Annotated in this window: 20 protein-coding genes; 11 read left to right on the forward strand and 9 right to left on the reverse strand. The window is 43.4% G+C overall.

Annotated features, from left to right (window positions below; all coding sequences use genetic code 11):
* From BM257_RS06510 to BM257_RS06520, 3 genes are all read right to left on the reverse strand, one after another.
* On the reverse strand, positions 1–395 hold a 395-nt coding region (locus tag BM257_RS06510; RefSeq protein ID WP_304443162.1), incomplete at its 3' end, for an S-adenosylmethionine synthetase N-terminal domain-containing protein.
* A gap of 14 nt (positions 396–409) precedes the next feature.
* Complete coding sequence (locus BM257_RS06515; RefSeq protein ID WP_092069988.1) at positions 410–1,231, reverse strand: SAM-dependent methyltransferase; 822 nt, start codon at positions 1,229–1,231, stop codon at positions 410–412.
* A 16-nt stretch (positions 1,232–1,247) separates the two neighbouring features.
* The gene (locus BM257_RS06520) at positions 1,248–2,426 is read right to left on the reverse strand and encodes a glycosyltransferase family 87 protein (RefSeq protein WP_092069991.1); all 1,179 of its coding nucleotides are present in this window, start codon (positions 2,424–2,426) and stop codon (positions 1,248–1,250) included.
* Positions 2,427–2,671: 245 nt separating this feature from the next.
* Here BM257_RS06520 and BM257_RS06525 point away from each other — a divergent pair, with 245 nt between their 5' ends.
* From BM257_RS06525 to BM257_RS06535, 3 genes are read left to right on the forward strand one after another with little or no spacing between them, the layout of a single operon-like run.
* Complete coding sequence (locus tag BM257_RS06525) at positions 2,672–3,598, forward strand: glycosyltransferase family 2 protein (protein WP_092069994.1); 927 nt, start codon at positions 2,672–2,674, stop codon at positions 3,596–3,598.
* Positions 3,595–5,496 (forward strand): SUMF1/EgtB/PvdO family nonheme iron enzyme, encoded by a 1,902-nt coding sequence (locus tag BM257_RS06530; RefSeq protein WP_092069997.1) that lies wholly within the window; start codon positions 3,595–3,597, stop codon positions 5,494–5,496. The genes BM257_RS06525 and BM257_RS06530 overlap by 4 nt, the downstream gene beginning before the upstream one ends.
* Positions 5,497–6,492 carry an acyltransferase family protein gene (locus BM257_RS06535; RefSeq protein ID WP_092070000.1) on the forward strand — a complete coding sequence of 332 codons (996 nt, stop codon included), beginning with the start codon at positions 5,497–5,499 and terminating at the stop codon, positions 6,490–6,492.
* A 3-nt stretch (positions 6,493–6,495) separates the two neighbouring features.
* On the opposite strand, the gene BM257_RS06540 is transcribed toward BM257_RS06535, so the two are convergent.
* From BM257_RS06540 to BM257_RS06550, 3 genes are read right to left on the reverse strand one after another with little or no spacing between them, the layout of a single operon-like run.
* Positions 6,496–7,320: a DUF6492 family protein gene (locus BM257_RS06540; RefSeq protein ID WP_092070003.1), complete on the reverse strand. Its 825-nt coding sequence runs from the start codon at positions 7,318–7,320 to the stop codon at positions 6,496–6,498.
* A 2-nt stretch (positions 7,321–7,322) separates the two neighbouring features.
* Positions 7,323–8,165 (reverse strand): alpha-1,2-fucosyltransferase, encoded by an 843-nt coding sequence (locus BM257_RS06545; RefSeq protein WP_092070006.1) that lies wholly within the window; start codon positions 8,163–8,165, stop codon positions 7,323–7,325.
* A complete protein-coding gene (locus tag BM257_RS06550; protein WP_092070009.1) occupies positions 8,162–9,172 on the reverse strand; it encodes a glycosyl transferase family 90 in 1,011 nt (336 codons plus the stop codon). Before BM257_RS06550 ends, BM257_RS06545 begins: the two co-directional genes overlap by 4 nt.
* 119 nt (positions 9,173–9,291) lie before the next feature.
* On the opposite strand from BM257_RS06550, the gene BM257_RS06555 reads away from it, so the two are divergent.
* Positions 9,292–10,251, forward strand: a complete 960-nt coding sequence (locus BM257_RS06555; protein ID WP_092070522.1) for a lysophospholipid acyltransferase family protein — start codon at positions 9,292–9,294, stop codon at positions 10,249–10,251.
* Positions 10,252–11,248: 997 nt separating this feature from the next.
* Positions 11,249–11,908 (forward strand): Imm40 family immunity protein, encoded by a 660-nt coding sequence (imm40, locus tag BM257_RS06560; RefSeq protein WP_092070012.1) that lies wholly within the window; start codon positions 11,249–11,251, stop codon positions 11,906–11,908.
* A 165-nt stretch (positions 11,909–12,073) separates the two neighbouring features.
* Here imm40 and BM257_RS06565 read toward each other — a convergent pair whose 3' ends face one another.
* Together BM257_RS06565 and BM257_RS06570 are read right to left on the reverse strand one after the other, a co-directional pair.
* Complete coding sequence (locus tag BM257_RS06565) at positions 12,074–12,466, reverse strand: type II toxin-antitoxin system HicB family antitoxin (RefSeq protein WP_092070015.1); 393 nt, start codon at positions 12,464–12,466, stop codon at positions 12,074–12,076.
* Between the two features lie 11 nt (positions 12,467–12,477).
* Positions 12,478–12,735, reverse strand: coding sequence for a type II toxin-antitoxin system HicA family toxin (locus BM257_RS06570; protein WP_092070018.1), 258 nt, complete (start codon positions 12,733–12,735; stop codon positions 12,478–12,480).
* A gap of 272 nt (positions 12,736–13,007) precedes the next feature.
* Between BM257_RS06570 and BM257_RS06575 the strand changes: the two genes are divergently transcribed.
* The 3 genes from BM257_RS06575 (at position 13,008) to BM257_RS06590 (ending at position 16,070) form a co-directional block, all read left to right on the forward strand.
* Positions 13,008–13,784, forward strand: a complete 777-nt coding sequence (locus BM257_RS06575) for a hypothetical protein (RefSeq protein ID WP_092070021.1) — start codon at positions 13,008–13,010, stop codon at positions 13,782–13,784.
* A 175-nt stretch (positions 13,785–13,959) separates the two neighbouring features.
* Positions 13,960–14,631, forward strand: coding sequence for a hypothetical protein (locus tag BM257_RS06580; protein WP_092070024.1), 672 nt, complete (start codon positions 13,960–13,962; stop codon positions 14,629–14,631).
* Positions 14,632–15,083: 452 nt separating this feature from the next.
* Positions 15,084–16,070, forward strand: a complete 987-nt coding sequence (locus BM257_RS06590; RefSeq protein WP_218154494.1) for an IS1595 family transposase — start codon at positions 15,084–15,086, stop codon at positions 16,068–16,070.
* Here BM257_RS06590 and BM257_RS06595 read toward each other — a convergent pair.
* Positions 16,053–16,859: a hypothetical protein gene (locus BM257_RS06595; protein ID WP_143096787.1), complete on the reverse strand. Its 807-nt coding sequence runs from the start codon at positions 16,857–16,859 to the stop codon at positions 16,053–16,055. The two genes, BM257_RS06590 and BM257_RS06595, sit on opposite strands and share 18 nt — an antisense overlap.
* Before the next feature lie 55 nt (positions 16,860–16,914).
* Between BM257_RS06595 and BM257_RS06600 the strand changes: the two genes are divergently transcribed.
* The 3 genes from BM257_RS06600 to BM257_RS06610 all read left to right on the forward strand — a co-directional run bounded on the left by BM257_RS06600 (position 16,915) and on the right by BM257_RS06610 (position 20,187).
* On the forward strand, positions 16,915–17,322 hold the full coding sequence (locus tag BM257_RS06600; protein WP_092070033.1) for a hypothetical protein: 408 nt from the start codon (positions 16,915–16,917) through the stop codon (positions 17,320–17,322).
* A gap of 111 nt (positions 17,323–17,433) precedes the next feature.
* On the forward strand, positions 17,434–17,667 hold the full coding sequence (locus tag BM257_RS06605) for a hypothetical protein (protein ID WP_143096788.1): 234 nt from the start codon (positions 17,434–17,436) through the stop codon (positions 17,665–17,667).
* 309 nt (positions 17,668–17,976) lie between these two features.
* Entirely contained in the window at positions 17,977–20,187 is a 2,211-nt protein-coding gene (locus BM257_RS06610; RefSeq protein WP_092070039.1) for a S8 family serine peptidase, read from the forward strand.
* Positions 20,188–20,236 lie beyond the last annotated feature (49 nt).

Here is a 20,236-nt window from a genome sequence, read left to right on the forward strand (position 1 = left end):
CTCTCTGTCTCGTTAGTGGCATAGCCAAACATCATACCTTGGTCGCCAGCTCCCTGATTCTCGTCATCCTCACGGTCTACACCACGATTGATGTCCTCACTCTGTTCATGAATAGCCGTCAGGATACCACAGGAGTTCCCGTCAAACTGGTATTCAGCCTTCGTATAGCCGATTTTTTTGATCGTATTGCGGGCGATGGTCTGTAAATCGATATACACCTCGCTACGCACCTCACCCATAATCACCACTTGTCCTGTCGTCACAAACGACTCACAGGCGACTCGGGCATGGTCGTCATAAGCGAGAAACTGGTCGAGAATAGCGTCACTAATCTGGTCGGCAACCTTGTCAGGATGCCCCTCTGATACGGATTCTGATGAGAATAAATAGGACATATCTTTTCTTTATTTTAATTAGTTCCTCTTAATAAAACACTCTTGAGACGATGCGCAAAGAACCCCGTCTGATTAGTATAATTACAATGATAAGTATTAAGAAAAGAAGAGATGACACTCAAATCATCCTTCCGATGGTATGTACAAATGGCAAAACTCACATTACCTGCGTTTGCAAACATCTGGCGACAGCCCGAAAGGGCCTTTCGTTCCATACCTTCTATATCCATTTTCAAGAATAGGTTATTTTGTGGTTTGTCCTTGAAAAAGGTGTCTAACGAGACATTGTTTTCATCGTCTTTATCACTCACGAACTTTTTTATGATAGTGACCTTGTCTTTCCATGGCTCAAAAGTCTTATTTAAAGCATCTATCCAATCCTCTGAGCATTCAAAAAGATATACATGTTTCACTTGCTCGATAGCCATCAAGGACAAGATACCCTCGGCTGCACCTACATCTAAAAGGACTTTATCCTTGAATTCTTCTATATGGTCGAAATACCGATGAGGCGAACGATGGTCTTGCTCCATTAATAAAGTCATGAAAAGTTTCTTAATCGCTTCATGCGTCATCTGCTTACTAAAAAAAAGCCTCTTTTTACTGTTTGGGTGTGGAAGATATACGTATGGAAGTCCTGAAGCCTTATCCTCTTCTATCTTTATTTCCATCATTTCGTACTCATGCCGAAACAGGAATAGATGATGGGAATTGTGATAATCAATCACATACTTATAATATGGGAGACTTGCCGATTGAGGATTAAAAACCTTTGCATAATAGAAAGGTATATATCCATATATTATTTTCTTAAAACCTTGAACAAATTTACTCATTTTCTATGTATTACTTTTAAACGTTATCATTGAAGGATATGATGGGACGATAGTCTTTCGTCAGCATCTCATAGCATAGTTTCAGCCAGATGATGGTAACAGGTAATGCCTTCAGTGCGTATGGCTGTACGAACTCTTTGCGCAGATAGGCTGGGAAGAGGTCGCTGGGCGACATGCTCGACAGGATGAAGGCGAACACCAACAGGAAGATGTCCCATCCGTTGCGCTGCCAGGGGGCTGCCGTATACCAGATGACGATACCGATGAAGGGGGTGATATAACCACTCGACTCACTGCCTGTCGAGAACAGGATGATGAACATCATCACGGAGGCAAGCAGGGTTTGACGGAAAGCCACGTATTTGTATTGTCCTATACGTAGGTAAGGGAGCGCAAACAATAGCATACCAGGCAGTATCAGCCAGAGGTTATTGAATTGCAAGCCCGTCGTGCGATGTACCATTCCTAATAATGAGATATTCTGCATGATAGACTCTGCATTTTGAGCATTTTTGTTCATTAAAGAGATATACCACTCATGATACTGGCTGACAATATAGTCCCACCCATGGAAGAAAGGCATAGGGGCTAAAAACATTACGACAGCCCAGAAAACCAATCCTCCAATCAACTTCCCTTTGTGTTTGGAGAAGAAGAAGAATGCCAGTCCCACGATGCTGTATGCTTTGACGAAAGTACCCAACATGATAAAGAACGCTGCCCAAAAGTCTTTCTCTTTCTCAATAAGGTAGTATGACAGCAGGATTGTGGCTGCAATGGCAATATTGAACTGTTGCATAAAGAGAGCCGTCAGCATCTCATGGGCACAGAACCACAGAATAAATAACTGTTGGTATTTCGTAAACTGCGACTTGCGAATAGCCCAATAGAGGAATAAGGTCAAGGCAATACCCCATAATAATAGCCCTATCCATTTAGGACCGATGGCAAAAGGAGCAAAGAGGAGCGAGAACAAAGGACCGTAATGGTGCATATCGCCATACTCCTCAGGATTAGGCAGATAAAGATTCCAACCCCTTACAGCATTCCAGAACGAGCCCCGGTAGATGTTGTAGTTGTTGGCACGTGTCATCTTTGTCAGCCACATGGCAACGGGCAGTATCATCCACAGTCCGAACAGCGTACGATAGTCGCTGAAGAACGGTTTTGAAAAGAACTCTCGAATCTTATTCATACTCACTGCAAAGATACTGTTTTATTTTTTAAAAAAAAGAGTTAATAAAAGAATTTTTCTTTTCTTTTTTAACTTTTAACCAAGTCGGGATGAAATACTATACAGCAACAAATTTATTTCCTCTAACTATCGTTAATTAAAGAACCTCTAAAATTATTTTTTGGGCAATAGTGTGGTAAAAGATTTACTATTTCCTTCATAATATACATTTTTTTTGTATTTTTGCACACAAAAGAATAAAAACAATGGAAATATCAGTTATCAGCCCATGTTATGGAGCCCCTACCCTGTTGGAAGAGTTGGTGAGGCAGATAGAGGAAACGGTGAGTAAGTTGACCTCCGACTATGAGATTATCCTGGTGGAAGACCATAGTCCCGACAACAGTCGTGAGATTATCACGGAGATCTGTCGGAAGAACAAACGGGTGAAAGGAGTCTTCCTGAGTCGTAACTTCGGACAGCAGTATGCGTTGAACGCAGGCTTCGACCTGTCGACAGGTGACTATGTGGTGACCCTCGACTGTGACTTGCAGAACCCGCCCGCCCAGATCAAAGACCTCTACGAGAAGATACAGGAGGGCTACGACATCGTGTTCGCCAGTCGGCAGAACCGTCCTGACAATTTCTTCATGACACAAGGGTCGCATCTCTTCAACAAACTGATGGGGTTCCTGACAGACACCAAGCAGGACGAGTCGCTCGCCGAGTTCGCCATCTATCGCCGTAAGGTGATTGACGCGATGGCACAGATGGGTGACTATCGCCGCTACTACCCGTTGATGAACCAGTGGGTGGGTTTCAAGACGGCAAAGGTATTCGTCAACCATGATGAGCGGACAGACGGCAAGGAGTCGTCATACTCCATGCGCAAGCGTATCGAGCTCGCCGTGACGACAGCGGTATCCTTCAGTACCAAGTCGTTACGACTGATTGTCTACTTCGGTGTCATCATCACCCTCCTTGCCATTATCGCCGCTCTTGCCCTCGTCATCAAGACCATAGTGAGGGACACACCGGTCAGCGGTTGGGTGACATTGTTCGTCTCCATGTGGTTCATCGCAGGAATCATGATCTCTGTCATGGGCATCATCGCTGTGTATATAGGTAGCATCTTCGACGAGGTGAAGCACCGTCCTTCTTATATCATTGACGAGAAACTGAATTTCGAATGACTAAAAAAATTTTCTCGAATAAGTATTTCTGGTGGGGCTTAGGACTACTGGTCGTCCTCATCGCCACCTCTGTGGAGGTGTTCCGCGGACGTAACACCAACTATTTCGACTACCAGGACTCCACCCGTATGTTCTGGGAGGGACTCTCGCCCTATAACCTGGAATATGCCCAGGCACACCAGATCTATTTCCTCTACTCCCCTGTGTTCAGCGTCCTCTTCGCCCCTATCTTCTACCTGCCGTGGTGGTTGGGACCCTATGTGTGGAACATCGGCAACTACACCTTGTTCTCACTAGCCATCAAATGGTTGCCGCAACAACTTGACAAATATAAGCTGTATATCTTCGTATTCCTATTGTCGGTAGTGTTGCAAACCGTCTTCTGCTACCAGCATAATATCATTGTCGCCTATATCTACCTCTTCGCCTTTATCCTGCTGGAGCGAGGCAAGGGCTTCTGGGCGGTGTTCCTCATCATGCTCTCTGCCACGACGAAGATCTACGGGGCTGCCGAGCTTGCCATCCTGTTCTGTTATCCGAAGACCCTTCGTAGCTTCGGCTATGCCATCCTCTGCGGAGCCTTCTTCCTGCTATTGCCCGCTGTCAACACCAACTTCGACAATGTCTTCGTGCTCTATCAGCAGATGTTCGACATGATAGCCTCCCATCACAGCGACTCCGACTATATCGGCATCCTCTTTGCCGTAGGTCTCAAACCCTTCCTGCTGCCCAACTACCGTATGGCGCAGGTCGTGGTATTAGCGATATTGGCAGTACTCTTCTTCTGGCGGTACAAAAGATGGAGCGATTTCCGCTTCCGTGTACAGGCTCTGGGCGTATTGAGCGGTTTTATGATCCTCTTCAGCGACTGTCCGGAGACCCACACCTATATCATCTGTCTGCCTTTCTACGTCATGGCGTTCTGGTTGCAGCCCAAGCGCAACTGGATAGACTGGACCCTGTTCTGGTCGCTGGTCGTCAACTACATGATTCTCCCAACGGACGTGCTCTGTCCCGCATGGTTGCATAACTTCATCCACCGCACCTTCTGGCTGGATGTCTATACCTATTTCTTCTGCTGGCTCAGAATGATCTGGTGGGCAGTGGGACCTGACAGATGTCTGATGGATGATGTAAGATGTGAGAAGGTTGAGTTAAAAGTTATACTGCCTTTGCTGATGCTGTTGCTGCCATTAGGCACACAGGCACAGTCCAAGTCGAACCTGCGTATCTTAAAAGTGAAAGGTGTCACTTACAAGATGCGACTTGTCGAGGGCGGTCGTTTTATGATGGGAGCCTTGCCACAGGACACCCTTGCCGATGCTGACGAGGTAAGACACCAAGAAACTGTCGGTGACTACTATATCGGAGAGACAGAGGTGACCCAAGCCCTGTGGGAAGTGGTGATGCACAAGAACCGCTCCAAGCAGAAAGGTGCCGATATGCCTGTGGAATATGTGACCTACGAGCAGATCCAGGAATTCATCGTACGACTCAACAAAATGAGTGGCAGGCATTTCCGACTGCCGACAGAGGCAGAATGGGAATATGCCGCACGAGGAGGACGCCAGTCGAAAGGTTATCTCTATGCTGGCAGCAACAACCCCGATGAGGTCGCTTATACGCTGACCCACGACTTTGACGACCATCATAAACGGGTGGCACAACTCAAGCCCAACGAGCTGGGACTCTATGATATGTCTGGTAACGTGTGGGAGTTCTGTGAGGACTGGTACCGTAAGACACCAACGGGTAAGCCCTCTGGCAATTTCCATGTGATGCGGGGAGGCTCCTACGACTGTGACGCACGTTACAGCAGGGTTACCAACCGTTTTATGTACGACGTACGTCGCAGAAGGATGGAAGTAGGATTCAGATTAGTCATGGAGGTGAGATAAATGAAAACACAACGCTCGACAAAGATCCAGAACCTGTCCTTCTTCATGATGCTTGCCATCGTATGGACACACTCCCGGCTACCCAAGTGGGAGATGGTACCCGACTATTTTCACCAACTCTCCATCTTCAATGAGATCGGACAGGATGCCGTAGCGCCTTTCTTCCTGATTACGGGATTCTTGTTCTTCCGCAACTTCCATATGGGCAACTATCTGGAAAAACTGAAAACAAGATTCCACTCACTCGTCATCCCTTATGTCATCTGGAATATCCTCGGGGCATGCGCATGGTTCCTGCTCATCTATTATACCGGTGAGCGGTATATCAGCAACAACTACTCTTTCGACTCCCTCACAGAAGTGATAGGAAACATCTTCGCCTGCAAATATACGGTCTTGTGGTACGTGGGTGTCATCATCGTCTATGCGATAGCGGCTCCCGTCTTCTACTATCTGGCACGTGACCTGCGTATAGCAGTCACCTCCGTCATCATTTTCCTTATCATCGGTATCGCCTTCCACCATCCGTTTGCCAGTCCCTTGGTATGGATGTCTATCTATATGATGGGAGCATTATTAGGAATCCACTATAACGACTATCTATTCAAGGCACAACCCTTATGGGTTACCCTGCTGGCACTGGTATGCTTCCCTGTCACCGTCTATCTCAGTCATCAGCACGACACGATGCTGATGGTCAATCTAAGACAATGGTCGTCCGTCTTCTTCTATATCGGGATCTATGACCTCCTCGACAAAGTCATGCATTTCGGCTCCCACAGAATATACAGGTATTCCTTCTTCCTTTATGCCACCCACTATTTCTTCGTCCATGTGTTACAAAGATATGTGATTGTCAACACAGGAAGTACGTTCGGGTGCTGGGTGGCGTACCTTGTTATTCCCCTTGTGGTGGTCGTCTTTTGCGTGTCGTTAGCCTACTTCCTTGATGAGAAGATACACAAGTTATACGCTTTGCTCACAGGTGACCGCTAATTCCTATTTATTCATGTAATCAGGAAAGGTCACCGACCAGCGCGAGCCTTTCCACTGACGACAAAGTGTCTCGTAGTCAGCAAGTCTCGTATAACGCAACGTTTTCTGTAACCAAGGACGTCTGACTTTCTCCTTGACGAAGTTGCCATATAGCTCAAACTCCGAGAAACCCGCATGACTATGACGGTCATAGTTCTCAAGGATGGTCTTGACCCACTCCTCGCCCCCTAATGTCTGATGTAACGCCTCCAGCTGTTCTTTGTCAAACAACATCTTATGGTCGACATACGACAGGGTATCCAGAGGCAGGTCAGGTATCAGGCGATGGATATTGTCATAGTAAGGCTGGTGCTCCTCATAACTCATATAGAAGACCGTCTTATTCTCTTTTGTCAAGAACACATGCGGATGAATCAGCACATGGTCGGCGTCAATACAAAGATAATGCTGACAAGTACCTACCTTACCGCTTAATTTTACCAGTTGCTGAAACAACCAGCCGCTGCGGTCCCTGACCTCACCCTTCTCGCTGATATACTGGATATCCAACTCATTAGGACTGAATCCGAAGATAGTGGTCTCGTCGACGAACTGCAGACGGTGCTCCTTACAGAAGTCCAGGATCTCCTGCTGGGCTGGTGCCACGATATAGATCTCCTGGATAGGATGAGCCACACATTTCCTGACGCCCTCCAGACAAAGGGGCAGGATATGAAGGTCTTTGGCAATGATAGGTATCACCACGTCAATGGGTTCCTTGGAAGGTTCCAGATCAGGAAACCACCACCATGAGAACAAACGGTATCTTATCTTACGGAGCTGGGACATATCTACACCATATTCTGAAACCAGTAAGCAAAAAGTTTGAAACCCTCCTTTGTCATTTGTGACGCGTCAGCAGTATCCATGCGATAAAGGGGGATGTCCCGATACATCGCGGCGACTAAGGAGAAAGTGCTGGGAGGACCTATCAGATAGTCACACTCGGAGAGCATAAACAGGTCTTCCGGGGCACTTCCCTGAAGATGATGGATGACCACCTGAGGACAAAGCTGCTGGAAGTCTGTCGCAGACACCTCCGGGTCGTTCGTAGAGAGATAGACATGAACTCTCTGGTCTGGATGCATCTCCGCAAAACGGTTGATATGTGCCGCATAGACCGCATTGTCGAAATAGAACTGTCCGTCACGCCACTCGGCATAGTCACCACGACGGATATGGACACCCAATCTTAGAGTTGACAGTTGAGAGTTGAGAGTTGAGAGTTTTTCTACCTCCTGCATTTTTGTTTTGACAGGAGTCGTGTATGGCTCGTCCAACGTGAAGAGGTCGCAGATCTCATCCCTGTATTTCAAGAACAAGTCGTAGTAACGCACGAACCAGCCACTGACGACGATATGCCTGTGTCTGAGCATCTTACGCTCCAACGCCTCACGGTCGCAGTCTCTCCTTTTGAAACTGGCTGTGGGCAGGACCTTGAGAGCGGCAAGGTATTTCGCCAGCAGATACCAGCCAAAACCCGTCAGGTTCGTATGACAGATTTTGAAATATTGGTATTTGTAACTGAAACGCATAGAGATGACCTTACGACCATGCTCCTTGCCCCATGCATAGACATGGGCATACTGCAACAGGTTGTTGCACATCTGGGACTTGTCTCTTGCGAATATCATAGGGCAGCGTTTGTTACATCGAAATACTTCTTCAAGACCAGAAGGGAGATGAGTCGCTCACTCTTGGGGTCCATAAACTGAGCCACGAACTCATGGGCATGCTGGATGATCGTCTCTGCCTCTTCCGGGTGTTGGATATAGTAGGTCAGGCGTTCCTCCAAATCGGAGAAATCGGGTTTCACTTCTATATAATGATAGTTGGGAATCAGTGTCCCCTCCATAAACCAGGTCTCACAGGTCAGACGGGGGGTAACGGCTATCGAGTTGGACGACATCACCCATTTGAGATTAGAGGCGACATCATTGCCCTCAAGGGACATCACGAACTTATAGTCCAGATGCTCCCCTATCGTCATCTTCTCTCGTTGCCATTCCGGATGACCATCAATAGAGTCGATAGAGGCGGCATCCACAAGGGGGTGCCCGTACCAACGGTTCATAAAGGCGACCCTGTTGGGCTTGACATTCCCATCCTTGGGGTTACCCACATCCCCGCGGAATATCGTCATGTCTCGTTTCTCACGCCAAGGTTTGGGATCGTTGACAAACAGGAAATGCCGCACCTTGTTAAGATTCAGCACCACAGAGCATTGGTTGTGATCCCCTATGGGACGACTCTTCAAAATGGTGGGTAACGCTTGTAGGTCTGCGACATCACCTGGTTTCAGGATCCAGCGAAGACGCTGGTCGAAATAGCGTGCTGTATCCATCGCGTCGAAATAATACACCTTGGGTTGGATGACAGACTGGTCCTTGAGACTGACTGCCGTCTTGTTGAATCCCTCATGGTCATAGGATGTCTCGGGAGTCAGCTTGCAATAATAGTCGACCCTCCGCAGGATCTCCTCCTTGTCATCACGCGACTGTAACTGTTTCAGTTTGCTCCCCAGCAAGCGGCGGGTGACCCATCCGGGAACACATTGCCGTATATATGCCTTTATAAAGAACTTCACCTTGCTGTTCTTTCCACTATGGAGCAAATAATATATCTTGCGCTTCTTCGACATGCCTATGAACTTATGGATGCAAAAATAGTGTTTTTTTAGCAATTTGACAAAAATTGACTTAATTATTTGCTCATTCACTTTGAATTAACTACCTTTGTGGCACATAAAACCATTTGCTGATGAAATTCTCGTACTATCTCCTGATGGCTGTGTGCTACCCTGTCTCACTACTGCCGTTCTGGGTACATTATCTCTTCTCTGACATGCTCTATTTCCTGATATACCATGTGGGAAGATATCGTGTGAAGGTGGTTCGGAAGAATCTGGCAAGTGCTTTCCCTGAGAAATCTGAAATGGAGCTAAAGGCTATCGAGCGGGACTTCTACCAGTGGTTCTGCGACTATATCGTGGAGAGCATGAAACTGCTGACTATCAGTAAAAGGAATATCAGGAAGCGGATGGTGTTCAAAGGTACGGAACTGCTGGATCCGTTCTTTGACAATGGACAGTCCATCGGTGTTTACTTAGGTCATTACTGCAACTGGGAATGGGTCACCTCCCTGTCATTATGGATTTCTCCCAAAGTCCAATGCGCACAGATCTATCATCCCATCGAGAACAAAGGGGTGGACCAGCTCTTCCTGCGCTTACGTCAGCGACTGGGCGCTGAATGTATCCCTATGGCTGACACCCTCCGTAAGATCCTGGAACTCAGACAGTCAGGACAGATCTCCATCATCGGCTATATCTCCGACCAGAAGCCTAATTGGTTTAATATCCACCACTGGGTAGACTTCCTGCATCACGACACTCCCGTACTGACGGGTGCCGAGCGTATCATGCGGAAATTCAACCATGTCGTGTTCTATCTCGACGTACAACGTGTCCGCCGGGGGTATTATGAGGCTACCTTCAAACTGATCTCCCAAGAGCCTCAGCAATTAGAGGAGTTTAAGTTGACGGATATCTACTATCAGTTGTTGGAGGAGAGTATCCGAAGAACACCCGCTTATTGGTTGTGGAGCCACAACCGTTGGAGCCGCACCCGTGAGGAGTTCGACCGTCGTTTCGAAGTTGTCAACGGGAAGGTGGTGAGTAAACTCACTGAATTTACTTTCATAGGAGATACTTCCATATAAGGACAATTCGAAAAAACTTCTATGAAATCAGTTACCGACTGAAGCCCACTTTCATACCGATTAAGGGCTTTATTCGACCCGATTAAAGCCCTCATTCAAGTTAATTAAAGCCTCATTTGCTAATCACCTTACCCCTGAACCCTTACACCTGAACCATGCCCCTATGAAGGCGGCACCTTCGACCCGAGGAAGCGGCACCTTCGACCCAAGGAAGCGGCACCTTCGACCCAAGGAAGCGGCACCTTCGACCCAAGGAAGCGGCACCTTCGCAGGCAGGAGGTGCCGCCTTCGTAAAATACCCCTATTAGTTGCTTTTTATTCCGATGCCTCCTATCTCAGTAAATTCACTGAATTTGGTGAGTAAATTCACTGAATTTACTGAGTAAACACACTGAATTTACTTTCATAGGAGATATCGTTGTCACCGTTGCCGCTATGTTGTTACCCGCAATCCCCTGACAATCAAATACTTTTGCAAGGCGGCAACGGTGACAAGGGTTTTAAAAATTACGTGTAGGGAATGGTGGGTTCTTTCAATAGCAAGGAGATACCCCTAACCTCCAACTAAAAATCCCGCAAACCTCGATAAATAAAGGGCGCAAGACCAGTTGGAGGTTCTGACAACCTCCCACTAACGTCCAACCCACCTCCCACTATATTAGAGGTTAGTGAGAGCTTAGTTGGAGGTTAGAGCAACCACCAACTGCCCGGAAACGCCCTGTACATCGGTGTTTCAGAAGAAATCAGTTGGAGGTTAGGGGTTTGGAGGAAAACGGTTCTCCCTGATCCACTTTCTTGTGTAAACATTTTGTAGAAAGAGATAATAATACTACCTTTGCAACATAATTAATAACTTACAACAATGAGAACAAAACTGAGTATCTTATTTTGGATCATTCAGTCATCGACGAAGTCGCTTGCCAGAGCAAGAGCCGTCCCCAAATTTTGACATAGATTTTTTAGACCTTATTGAGAAAATGTGTATCTTTTCAACAAAATGAATAAAATGACAATAAAAGAGTTTACCCAATTAAATAATATTAGTACTTACCCTTTATATCCTTTGGGTATTGATGGTTATGCTTATATAAAAAAAGACGCTTTGCTGATTATACATTTTTTTCGTGATAATTGTTTTCCTATAACAGGTGGGAATGTTTATACTATAAGCAAGGAGAAGATTTGTTACACAGAGGGTTACAATGGCTGGTCATGTGATAGATTACAAAATGAACCGTGGAACGATTACGTTCGACGAAGTTATAAAATTGCATATAAATACATCAATAGTTATTCCAGATTTCCTTCTCTATTTAACAGAAAAGAATTCTTATTTAGTATTAATTATGTTGAAACTCCCGATGATTATAATGATATTTACCCCTTAGTGAATGAAATTCTAGCAAAATGGAATCCTATTAATGTGCCACAAAAAATAGCGGATAATGAATACTTGTCTTATGTGCCTTACATTGTGGATTCAATAGATGATGATATAAAGTTAAGATCTTGTTTGCTTTCAGTTCTGAGAAATATGGGATTTGAAGAAGACATAATTTGTCAAAAAAAAACAAGGGAAGATATTGACAAACTTATAAAAGAACTCAAGGAATTAAGAATCACTGGGACAGATTTGATTCCTGGGAGGATTCCCTAATAGAAAGCTGGGGACTCTCAATGATCCATTTTCTAGTGAAATATTTTGTCCTATGTAAAAATTGGGGACTCATTGATCCACTTTCCTGTCCAATCATTTTATCTTTTGAAAGAAATGTTGTACCTTTGTGGTGGATCACTGAGAACCGACCCCATTTTTCAACGTTTAATCCTTCTCTGGAGGGAGTAAAGGCTCGGAAGCCAGCATGGAACTTGACTCATAACTATGAGCCAACTCATTCTGTACTGCACGATTAATGAAATCGTTAATGGTAGTGCCTGTGGATGCAGCAAAAGCGGCAATGCGAGAATGCAACTCTGAGGTCATACGAAGATTGAGTCTTCCACTATAAGGCTTGCAAGGTTCTACTCCGTCAGCCTTACAACCTTCAAGGTAGTCGTCAATACCATCCTCGAAGTCTTTACGAAGTTCGTCAAGTGTCTGTCCTTCATACAATATGAGGGCTTTGCTCAATCCCTGAACCTTACCAAACAGACAATTATCTTCCTTACTATATTCTACGGATCCTTTATATCCTTTGTACTCCAAATAATCCATAACGCTCTTCCTTATATTAATTGATTACCTTTCAAATGTCTATATATCTCTTTCAACATCCATTCTTTCATGATATTTCCTGGATGAGGTCTATGTAAATCTATGTACATTCCTGTCGCTTCATTCTTAAAGCGTATGCGGGAGCCGGAAGTCCTCCCCTTGTTATGCTTTTGATATCCCATAGACTCTAAAAGAGTTACAGTTTCCTCAAAAGTAAAGTCCTTGGGAAGTCTTTTAAACCGTTCTTTTAACTTATTCTTCGCAACCATTTATATAATATGAATCTGTTGCAAAGGTACTAAATATGGTACTAACTTCCAAATAATTACTGGATAAATTATAGATAATAACATAAAGGGGTACTTTAATACCGACAACCGGTCGAAAATCCGGGACTCAGTGATCCACTTTCCTATCCAAATATTTTGTCTTTTGAAAGAAATGTTGTACCTTTGTGGTGAATCACTGAGTCCCCATTTTTCATAGTTTGAAACCTATTTAACACACAAAATAATTACATATTTATTTCGTTGTTTATAATATGAAAGCATTATTTATCAGTGACAAGTTCAATCTCGCCTCTTATGTAGAATTGGAATTAAGAGAAGATGTGTTAGGAATTTTTGTTAAGCGTAACTACTTTATTATAAAGACGGATGTTCTATGCACGGACGCAGAATTTGAGGATTTGCAACATTATCTTTATAAAGTGGCAAAACATACAGCAGAGTCGGAAGTGTGGGTAAACACAAGCATGTCATTCAAAATAATAGTGAAATATGATGCTGTTATTTATGATAATCTGCTATTGCGCTTCGAGATCTTGAAGGAAAACTACATAGGCTCAATCCATGTAGACATAGGTGCAGATTACTTATTAGAATGTCTTACTAAAGAAGTATCATGTTTGATTAACCATGATAATTTAGTCTTTTCAGAGGAAAAGTGGAATAAGGCTTCTATTTCGTTAACGTTTTTGGGGAAACAAAAATATGATACGTGTCTGAATTTCGATTATCAATTAAGTATAATATCCAGTACATTCATTATAGACAAAAAGATTTCCATACTTGATGAAGATCGTTTGGACATCTGTGGGGGGTTGAAAAAGTTGATTTCTGAAGGAACTCCATATACCATAAAATTGCCTGATACTTTTGACGTGTTTGCCATTAAACCCTTAGATGCGAATAATTGTTTAATAGAAGGAGGTTATGTCGCAGATTCGGATTGGGAACAAAATGATATCCAGTTCAAAAAAATAATAGTTTCTGCCAAAGCAGTAGAATCTTTATTGCAATCGGTGAGCTATGAATAAATCATAGTTAATGGGTAATTGGGGACGGTTCTGACTGATCCACTTTTTCTGTCTAAACATTTTGTAGAAAAAAGAAAGCTGGGGACGGTTCTTAATGATCCATTTTCTAGTGAAATATTTTGTCCTATGAAATAAAAGAAATACCTTTGCTACTGAAAAACAATTTATTACAAATATGAAAGTAACAAGAAAACAGTTATTCAAGAAGCTTATTCCATTCTTTGAGGGAATAGGATATACTTATTTCAAGGACACAATCTCTCCTGCTAGTGGTTTATTTGCAAAGAAAATTGATGAGAAAATTTATGTTTGTATAGGAATAGACAAAAGCAACTTGTATGAAAATGCATTTGATTGTAATTATTATATGGGACAATCTCTGACTTATGCATTAATTTATGAAGGAATTAGAGATGCCTATTTGCGATCTTGGCAATTGTTCTCAGAAGAGGAACTAAATAAATATCGTATTATTGGTGCATTTTCTGAGTATTATTGGTGGCACAGCGATGATGACAATTCTATCGAATCGTTCAAGGACGCTGTGCGACTAACCGAACCACGATTTATCAATAATTTATGCTTAAGAGAACGCATTGCTGCTAATGAAGAAGCTAAACATCAGCACGACTTAACAACAAAAGTCAGAATGCTTGTACAAAGTGGAGTACCTGATTTTGAGACTCAATTCGTTCCAGAAAAAGAAAGAGATGGTATCCCTTTAGTTTGGTTTATTGCTGCTGAGTTTGCCCAAAAAGATGAAAAGTATTTCAATAAGCATACAGTGTTAAGACTTGCCGCAGATGCATACAGGCTATATGTACTTGATGAACAGGTAAAACAATAATGATGTAGAAAAAATAGGTAATAAGAGAAAGCTGGGGACGGTTCTAAATGATCCTAAAGTGGTATTATGCTTTTAAATCTGAGAACTTGAAAAAATGATAACAATTAAAAATGAAAAGAAAATGGTGTGTTTTATGAATCACATATTATACGGTTTACATTTGTTCACTCAAAAATTTGAGCCAGTTGTTTACCATAATGGTAAAGTAAGTTACAATGCTATGTTGGCTAAAAAGTTTTTCCTTCTTATGCTAATGAATTATCTCTTATGTATAGGGAATTATATAGAATTAGGCCCTAAATAACATTTTTTATAATACATAAATATGAATAAGAGATTAATTAGGGCAATTATATACTATTTGACCCCAAATAATCATCTATACGTATAAAAGTTCAGCTTTCGCTGGACTTTTTTCGTATCTTTGCTATAGTTTATAAAACAATAGCAATATGATTGATTTCTCACAGTTTGACAGTCTTATTTCAATGACAATGTACTTCAACAACGAAGATACTTGCAAGCAAGCAATCATCGAAACACGTTGGGGTATTGGTGAAGCACAAGACGTTGTTTGCCCCTATTGTGGTGAACACCACTGTGTAACTCGCAAGGATGGTAGGTTTCGCTGCAACCACTGCAAGCGCAATTTCTCTTGCAAGGTTGGCACAATCTTTGAAGATAGCAACCTTTCACTTGTAAAGTGGTTCATTGCTATGTACCTCATTTCCTCACACAAGAAGGGTATATCTTCTTGCCAACTTGCACGTGACATCAAGGTTACTCAGACTACAGCTTGGCATATGCTCCATAAGGTTCGTGCATTGCTTGCTCAAGACGATGCAGAAGGTTTCAGTGGTGAGGTTGAATGTGATGAGGTGTATATTGGTGGACGTGAGAAATGGAAGCATCAGTCAATGCGAACTCCAAACACACAAGGTCGTTCCACAAAGACAAAGACTCCCGTCTTCGGAATGATGGAACGTTCTGAGATTGAGAACGAGGACGGTGAGTTTGAGTTTATGTCATATGTTCGTGCTATGGTTGTGGAGAATACCAATCGTGACACTATCCTTCCCATTATCTCACAGTTCGTTGAGGAAGGTTCTACTGTATTCACTGATGAATTGAACTCATACAATCGTCTTGCTGATATGGGTTATAACCATAAAATTTGCAATCACGGACAGTTGCAGTATGTTGTTGATGGTGAGACGTACACCAACAACATCGAAGGCTTTTGGAGTCATTTCAGACGTATGATTGTGGGCTGTTACCACGATGTAAGTGACGAGCACTTACAGTCATATATTGACGAGGCTGTGTATCGTTGGAATACAAGAAAAGCGTCCCAATCGGAACGATTTGAGGATATGTTCAATAAGTCCATTGGGCTGATTGTTACTTGGAATGAATTGAGATTATGCGAGGTCGCTTAAGTACAGTTCTTCATATTCACGACCAAATCCCATATTTCTTAAATCACGCAATTGCCTATTTGTAAATCCAGGATATTCTTTTGATTCTTGGTCTAACCAAGATTCAATATTACTATCATCTATCACGTTGTCATGATGGAAGTAGCCATTATCCATGTTGTTGAGGTGTCTATCAATTAAGCTAATATCATCATATCTGTCTTTCAACATACCCATTTGTCTGTGTTTACGTTCTTTCCATTTTGGATTTAGCATTCCTTTTATTTGGGATTGCATATTATTTAATTGTTTACCTTTATCGTTATAAAATTGCTTTATGGAATCTGTTGTGTCGAGTGCTTCTTCCAATACTTTATTTACAGACTCTTTCACGATTCTATGAAGGTCTTGTTCTGTTAATCTAATCAATTTCTTATTCATATTCATATTCTTAGATTCATTATTATTCTGTGAGTTTGTTATTTCAAAAGGTACATCGTCAGGATTCTGATTTGTTGGTTTGAATTGTTTATCTGCCTTTATACGTTGCCCTTGAATTGGCTGTAATTGACTAATTGAAATGTGCTGCTTTATGAATGTATCCAAACTATTGTTAATTGTACTTTCAAGAAATGACAACAAACCATTAATGTCATTTATTGACCTACTACCGCCATTTTGTTCTACTGAAGCAAAATATTGTGGAACTTGTTGCTGAAATATCAATTTCAAGTTATTCCATGCGCCCGTTTCATATGAACTTGTTGGGTCAACACTTGTACCTATATTCGTATTTTGATTATTTCCCATATGTTTTTTGTTCATTTTAATAATAAATATTATCTTTGCAAAAAAAATACAGATTATGATGGAGAATTATGTTTTCATATCTGATTTATTCAGACAGCAATTGTTGCAGTTTTGCTCAGAAGATTTTATAACAAACAATATCTCTTGGCAAGGTTTTCACGTAAATAGAATAGAGAATCATCCTATAAGTATTATTGATGTATCATCTTTTATTAGGGATAACACTTATATGGATATTCTTACAAAAGTGCGTTTCTGCCTTGCTTGGCTACAAGCCATAACAGCAAATGTCCAAAACCCTCACAATGGAATCGTTTTCTTTGAAGGGATGGGCTATACTTCAATACGCTTTACAGATTTCTTATGCCATCTAACAAATAGTGGAATTATTACAAGAGAAGAACATATGCAATTAACAAATGAGTGGGGTGATATAACTAATGGATTACCTTATTATCAATAGATAACTATTTACAAGTAAATGCAGCCATTTCTGACTGCATTTATCATTTATTAGGGTCTAATTGTATATAGTTGCCTATGTATATCTTATTCCTTTATGAGTTTGATAAATATGGAAACAACACAGACACTGTTCAGAAACAGCGTCTATAAAATTATTTATTTTAGTATTATTATAGTGCTTTCTTTAATTTTAGAATATTATTGGTTTGAAAAAGATGAAAAAGAAGAAAAATATTATTGGAAATTTGCCTCAAAGCCTGACAGAGAACATTTTAAATGGAAATTAATGGCATGGGGGCTGTTTATATTTTCAATTGTTTATATTATACTTTTAATTATTTAGTGTTCACTGAGGGATCACGGGGTCGGTTCTAGTGATCATTTATTGTAATTAAAGAAAGCTGGGGACGGTTCTGAATGATCCATTTTCTTGTGAATTAAAAGAAAACTGGGTCGGTTCTGACTGATCCATTTTCCTGTCTAAATATTTTTTCTTTTGAAAGAAATGTTGTACCTTTGTGGTGGATCACTGAGAACCGTCCCCATTTTTCAATTTTCTTGGTTATTCCAAGAAATATATTTAACTTTGCCGCAAGTTTTTACTTAAACAAAGCAAGTATTCATCAAATAGAGAAATAAACATTTGAAAAGTATGAAGAGATTTTATACCTTACTTGTATTGGTGGCATGTGTGATGATAGCACAGGCCCAGAAGATTGACAGCCGTCTGACAGAGCTCGTGCAGCAGTCTGTCAGCCGTCGTGCACAGGGATTGGCTCCGCTCGACGCCAAAGCTGTAAACAAGGAAATCGCCGTGCGCTTCAATGCCGACGGAAGTATCAATACGCTGTCGGCTATCGCCACGCTGAAGGCTGGTGCCGAGTGTCCCACGGCGAAACTGGAGCAGATGGGCATTGAAGTGCGCTTCGTGCTGGGCGACATGGTGGTCCTGCGCATCCCTGCCGACAAGCTTCAGCTGCTGGAGCCGCTCGAGGAGTTCATCGAGGTAAAGGCTGACGAGATGAAGCACGTAATGAACGACGAGGCCCGCAAGGCTGTCGGCGTCAATATGGTAGACATCGAAGCTGCCGCCAAGTCACAGGGACTGCCACAGGCCTATACAGGCAAAGATGTCGTGGTGGGCGTCATTGACAATGGTATAGACTTCAATCACGCTGCCTTCAGGGATGCCAACGGCAATACCCGCATCAAGAAAGCCGTTGAATATATAAGCTTCCTTGACATGATGGAGGAGTACGAACCAAGTGACATCAGCGAACAATTGAGCAGCGATTTGGATGAAACATCGCACGGCACACACACGTCAGCTACCGCTGCAGGTTCGGATATAGGCAACAACATGCAGGGTATAGCCCCCGATGCCGACCTGGTACTGGTAGGTCTGGGTGGCGCAACAAGCGATGCCAACATCGTTGAGGGCATACAGAGAATTTTCGACTATGCCGACGCGGTCAAGAAGCCTGCCGTGGTCAACATCAGCATGGCTGGTGTTGCTGGTCTGCACGATGGTAGTGACGAACTCGCTAAGGGCATTGCCAAGCTGACAGATAACGGCACCAAGCCTGGACGTGCCGTCGTTGTCAGTTCCGGTAACTCAGCATCCATGTGGCAGTCGATTATCAAGAAATTTCCCAACACCACCGACGAGCTGAAGACCGTCCTTGGAGCATCAAATTATACCGACAAGGGCTTTGCACAATACAGTGAGACGTATTACCTCTATGCCACTGACTATCAGGACTTCACTCCGACGCTCACGATGGTCGACCTTTCGACAGGCAACTTCGTTGACATGACCGGCCATGTGAAGGACAAGCAAGGTGAAAACCTCACCCCCAACTTCGTGAAACTGAGTAAATCAATCGTGAAGACCATCAAGGGTACGGATGCCATCATCTGGAGAGTATCGTTCATGAGAACAAACGTATTCCTGGATGACATCTTCTACCGTCTGGCGATTACCGTCAAGGCTGGTCATGCCGATCAGACCATCAATATGATCTGTACGGGCGATAACAATCTGGAGCCGTGCTTCGACACGCCAAAGACGGCAACAGGCTACGACTTCGCTGCCAACGGCTGGACGAAGGGCAACAGCGACTTTGCCTGCAACACCGCCATCTGCAACGATGCCGTCATCAGCGTCGGAGCCTATATCACCAAGACATCATGGAAGGACTATCAGAACGAAGAATACAAATACCGCAAGTCCGGCTTGACAGGCGACTATCAGCAGTTGGGCGAGATTGTCGACTTCTCCAGCTATTGCATTGACGATAACGGCCAGCCGCGTCCCACGCTCATCGCTCCCGGACAGGGCGTCCTGTCGGCTGCCAACAACTATGACAAGACCTACTTCGAGGCTTCCGAGCCCGGCTACATTGATCCGAACACATCACGAAAAGCAAGGCTGTGCTCGAATGTAGAGAAGTTCGGCCGTCAGAATTGGTATATTCTGTCGCAGGGCACGTCGATGTCGACACCTGTTGTCACTGGCGTCGTTGCCCTGTGGATGCAGGCCAACCCCAAGTTGACGGCCAAGGAGATTATCAACATCATGAAGGAAACCTGCGACAACGACGAGTGGACTACCAATGTCAACATGATTCCGTCGCACAACAAGGTGCAGGCTGGTTTCGGCAAGATTAACTGTCTGAAGGGCCTGAAGAAGATTACTGGTGCTACCGCCATCGACGTCGTCACCAAGGACGGCCAGCGACAGGCTACCCCTGCCACGATGTATAGCGTCGACGCTCCCGTCTATAACATGATGGGCCAGCAGGTGGACAAGGCTCAGAAGGGCCTCGTGATTTATAAGGGAAAGATGTATCTGAATAAGTAAGAAAGGTATTGAAAATCCGGGACGGTTCTTGCTCTGGCAAGCGACTTTG

This window comes from Prevotella sp. tf2-5, from assembly GCF_900115435.1.
Classification (GTDB): domain Bacteria; phylum Bacteroidota; class Bacteroidia; order Bacteroidales; family Bacteroidaceae; genus Prevotella.

Excerpts from the sequence above, each read along its gene's own strand:
- BM257_RS06515 (WP_092069988.1), bottom strand. The coding sequence starts at position 1,231 with ATGAGTAAATTTGTTCAAGGTTTTAAGAAAATAATATATGGATATATA.
- BM257_RS06520 (WP_092069991.1), bottom strand. The coding sequence starts at position 2,426 with ATGAATAAGATTCGAGAGTTCTTTTCAAAACCGTTCTTCAGCGACTAT.
- BM257_RS06525 (WP_092069994.1), top strand. The coding sequence starts at position 2,672 with ATGGAAATATCAGTTATCAGCCCATGTTATGGAGCCCCTACCCTGTTG.
- BM257_RS06530 (WP_092069997.1), top strand. The coding sequence starts at position 3,595 with ATGACTAAAAAAATTTTCTCGAATAAGTATTTCTGGTGGGGCTTAGGA.
- BM257_RS06535 (WP_092070000.1), top strand. The coding sequence starts at position 5,497 with ATGAAAACACAACGCTCGACAAAGATCCAGAACCTGTCCTTCTTCATG.
- BM257_RS06540 (WP_092070003.1), bottom strand. The coding sequence starts at position 7,320 with ATGTCCCAGCTCCGTAAGATAAGATACCGTTTGTTCTCATGGTGGTGG.
- BM257_RS06545 (WP_092070006.1), bottom strand. The coding sequence starts at position 8,165 with ATGATATTCGCAAGAGACAAGTCCCAGATGTGCAACAACCTGTTGCAG.
- BM257_RS06550 (WP_092070009.1), bottom strand. The coding sequence starts at position 9,172 with ATGTCGAAGAAGCGCAAGATATATTATTTGCTCCATAGTGGAAAGAAC.
- BM257_RS06555 (WP_092070522.1), top strand. The coding sequence starts at position 9,292 with ATGAAATTCTCGTACTATCTCCTGATGGCTGTGTGCTACCCTGTCTCA.
- imm40 (WP_092070012.1), top strand. The coding sequence starts at position 11,249 with ATGAATAAAATGACAATAAAAGAGTTTACCCAATTAAATAATATTAGT.
- BM257_RS06565 (WP_092070015.1), bottom strand. The coding sequence starts at position 12,466 with ATGGATTATTTGGAGTACAAAGGATATAAAGGATCCGTAGAATATAGT.
- BM257_RS06570 (WP_092070018.1), bottom strand. The coding sequence starts at position 12,735 with ATGGTTGCGAAGAATAAGTTAAAAGAACGGTTTAAAAGACTTCCCAAG.
- BM257_RS06575 (WP_092070021.1), top strand. The coding sequence starts at position 13,008 with ATGAAAGCATTATTTATCAGTGACAAGTTCAATCTCGCCTCTTATGTA.
- BM257_RS06580 (WP_092070024.1), top strand. The coding sequence starts at position 13,960 with ATGAAAGTAACAAGAAAACAGTTATTCAAGAAGCTTATTCCATTCTTT.
- BM257_RS06590 (WP_218154494.1), top strand. The coding sequence starts at position 15,084 with ATGATTGATTTCTCACAGTTTGACAGTCTTATTTCAATGACAATGTAC.
- BM257_RS06595 (WP_143096787.1), bottom strand. The coding sequence starts at position 16,859 with ATGGGAAATAATCAAAATACGAATATAGGTACAAGTGTTGACCCAACA.
- BM257_RS06600 (WP_092070033.1), top strand. The coding sequence starts at position 16,915 with ATGATGGAGAATTATGTTTTCATATCTGATTTATTCAGACAGCAATTG.
- BM257_RS06605 (WP_143096788.1), top strand. The coding sequence starts at position 17,434 with ATGGAAACAACACAGACACTGTTCAGAAACAGCGTCTATAAAATTATT.
- BM257_RS06610 (WP_092070039.1), top strand. The coding sequence starts at position 17,977 with ATGAAGAGATTTTATACCTTACTTGTATTGGTGGCATGTGTGATGATA.